Raw genomic sequence first — 2,673 nt, 5'->3', positions numbered from 1 at the left:
ATAGAGATATGGATGGAGAATGTTTCTTCACTTTCTTCAATAGAACATGTTCCTTCATGTAATTCTACAATACGTTTTACACTTTTTAAACCAATCTTATTACTTTCTACTTTAGATAAGTCACTCTTCTTTTTATTGGTTAAGAGGAGATCAAAAGAATCATCAAGAGTAAGAGTCATATCAACATGTTTATCTGAATACTTCTGGATATTAGAACAGAGGTTATTGATCATTCTTTTGATCATGGAGAAGTCTAAAAGGACTTCTTTTTTTATGTATTTAATGTCTTTGTGAATGATAAAACCTTCTAATTCTAGATAGTTAAGATTCTCTTCTATATAACCTAAGAGTTCTTCTGTAGATATCTTTTCTAATTGAGGATGACTATTCTGTTCAAACACAAGTGAATAGGCAAATGTCTTATTAGACAATTCTTTGATTTGTTCTACTTTGTCAATACATCTATGTAAGTAGTTATCCATCTGTTCCTGATCCTTGAAACAATGTAAGGCAAGAATATCCAGATAACCCCTTAAACTTGTGAGAGGAGTTCTTAAATCATGGGACATGGCAGTAATCAGATCATGATGTGTCTGCTGCATTTCTTTTTCTTTCTCATAATTTTCCTCTAATGTCACTCTTAGACCATCCATTTGATGAGCAAGTACTGCAAGTTCATCACGTCCTTGAATTGTCATAGGATGAGATAAATCACCATGGGACATATTGAGTATTTCCTGTTTTAAACATTCAATATATTTAACTTTATGACGAATAAAAAAGAAAGTAGGAAGAAGGAATGTGAGGAAAGAAGTAAACAAAGCAGCATAGAAATAATACTTAATATACTTAAGCAAGTTCATATCATACAGTTCTACTTCAGCCTTTTGATCCTTAAATTGGATTGTCTTTGTATAAACCATATTATAAGCATCTGTTTCAAAGTCATTTTGTAAGATATAAAGTGGTGTAATCATACTCACTGGCTCTGTAAGAACAGTGGCATAATTACCTGCTACATAATACTCATCCACATTATCATAAATATAAACAGACAAATAAGGGTCTTTTGTCTTAATTAATTTCTTAATCTTTTTCTTATCAGTTAGATTCACATCTTTCGCTTTTTCTTTAAAATCCTTAAAGAACTTTGTTCTTTTTTCTTTAATACCAGCAATATCATCAACAAAAGAATAATAATGGGAAATCTGTTCTCTAAAACAGCTATAGACAAGTACAGCAGAAATACTAGAGACAATCAATATCATAACAATCTTAGATGCAAGACTTACATATCTCTTACTCACAATAATATCCTTTACCCCAGATTGTTTTGATATGTTCAGGATTTGTAGGATCCTTTTCAATCTTTTGTCTTAAATGTCTAATATGCACCATGATTGTATTGTTTGCCCCATAATAATATTCTTCATGCCAGATAGCTTCAAATAGCTGACTAGGAGAAATAACCTGCTGTTTATTCATTAATAGATACTCTAGAATATTATATTCTAAATCTGTCAAGTTGAGTTTCTCTCCATCTATTGATGCTGTACGTTTCGCACTATTGACTTCTATATTACCTGTCTTATATATCATCTGTTTTTCTTGTGTAGTACCTTTACCCTGATACACATGATAACGTCTCAGTAATGCTTTCACACGCCCATTTAATTCATTATAAGAAAATGGCTTAGTTAGATAATCATCACCACCACTAGAAAAACCTAATGTCTTATCACTATCCTGCCCTTTTGCGGTTAAAAAGAGAATAGGGGCTTTTGTTTTCTCTCTTAATAGAACACAAGCCTGATATCCATTCATCTCTGGCATCATCACATCAAGAATAATGAGATCCGTATCATCATCCACTAATTTAAGTGCTTCTTTTCCATTACTTGCTTCTATCACTTCATACCCTTCACTTGATAATAATACCTGGATGACTTCACGTATATCCTTATCATCATCCACAACTATGATCTTTTCGTTCATAACTATCTCCAATCCTTTGCCTTCACCCAATTTTCATGAGGTAACATATGACTAAGATGATCCATCACCTTGGATTGTGAACTATACATACCAGTCAACTTCATTTTCTTCTTTAAATCACTCGAAGATATAGAATTAAGGTGTTTAGGCATATTCTTTTTTCTATAGTATTTACCGAAATAGACAAGCTGGTTCATATCCACACGACTATCTTTTCTTACTATATAAGATGTCATCTGATGGTGAATATGACCATATTCTCCATCTGGATTATGTGTGACTACAGTTTTCCATTTCTTCTTACTTAATATATAGTGTACATCATTTTTAATATCTTTTCTTGCTTTATCCCAGTTATCTCTCTGTCCATTTGTCTTATCTGGATAATTAAACATTACACCTGTATTATGTGTGGCTTTCATGACATTCATGAATTCTTTTCTTCTTGTCTTATTATTAGCATTTGTTAGACATACAACAAGATAATGTTTCTTTAAAAGATGATTGCCACCCCAGATCGTTTCATCATCAGGATGTGCTACAAACATCACAGAATCTATATTTTTTAGATTTAATCCATCAACCATCTTCTTATGCTTAATCGTATGATTAGAACCAAATAATGAACTAATCATCAACAAAGAACTGATTGTCAACATTTTTAAATTATTCATATTT

The 2,673-nt window shown here is 31.6% G+C and carries 3 protein-coding genes; all 3 read right to left on the bottom strand.

Annotation, left to right across the window (positions count from 1 at the left end; genetic code table 11):
* Positions 1-1,307, bottom strand: a 1,307-nt coding sequence (locus B2S90_RS01135) for a HAMP domain-containing sensor histidine kinase (protein ID WP_286696412.1), incomplete at its 3' end; no start/stop codon positions are given.
* Complete coding sequence (locus B2S90_RS01130) at positions 1,300-1,995, bottom strand: response regulator transcription factor (protein WP_055232812.1); 696 nt, start codon at positions 1,993-1,995, stop codon at positions 1,300-1,302. The genes B2S90_RS01135 and B2S90_RS01130, both read right to left, overlap by 8 nt.
* 2 nt (positions 1,996-1,997) lie before the next feature.
* A partial coding sequence (locus B2S90_RS01125; RefSeq protein ID WP_286696411.1) for a PIG-L family deacetylase occupies positions 1,998-2,673 on the bottom strand: 676 nt, incomplete at its 5' end.

The organism is Catenibacterium sp. UBA627 (assembly GCF_002299355.1).
Taxonomy (GTDB): Bacteria; Bacillota_I; Bacilli_A; order Erysipelotrichales; family Coprobacillaceae; genus Catenibacterium; species Catenibacterium mitsuoka.
Note: the sequence above shows the minus strand (reverse complement) of the source record. Positions and strands in the feature narration are given on the sequence as shown.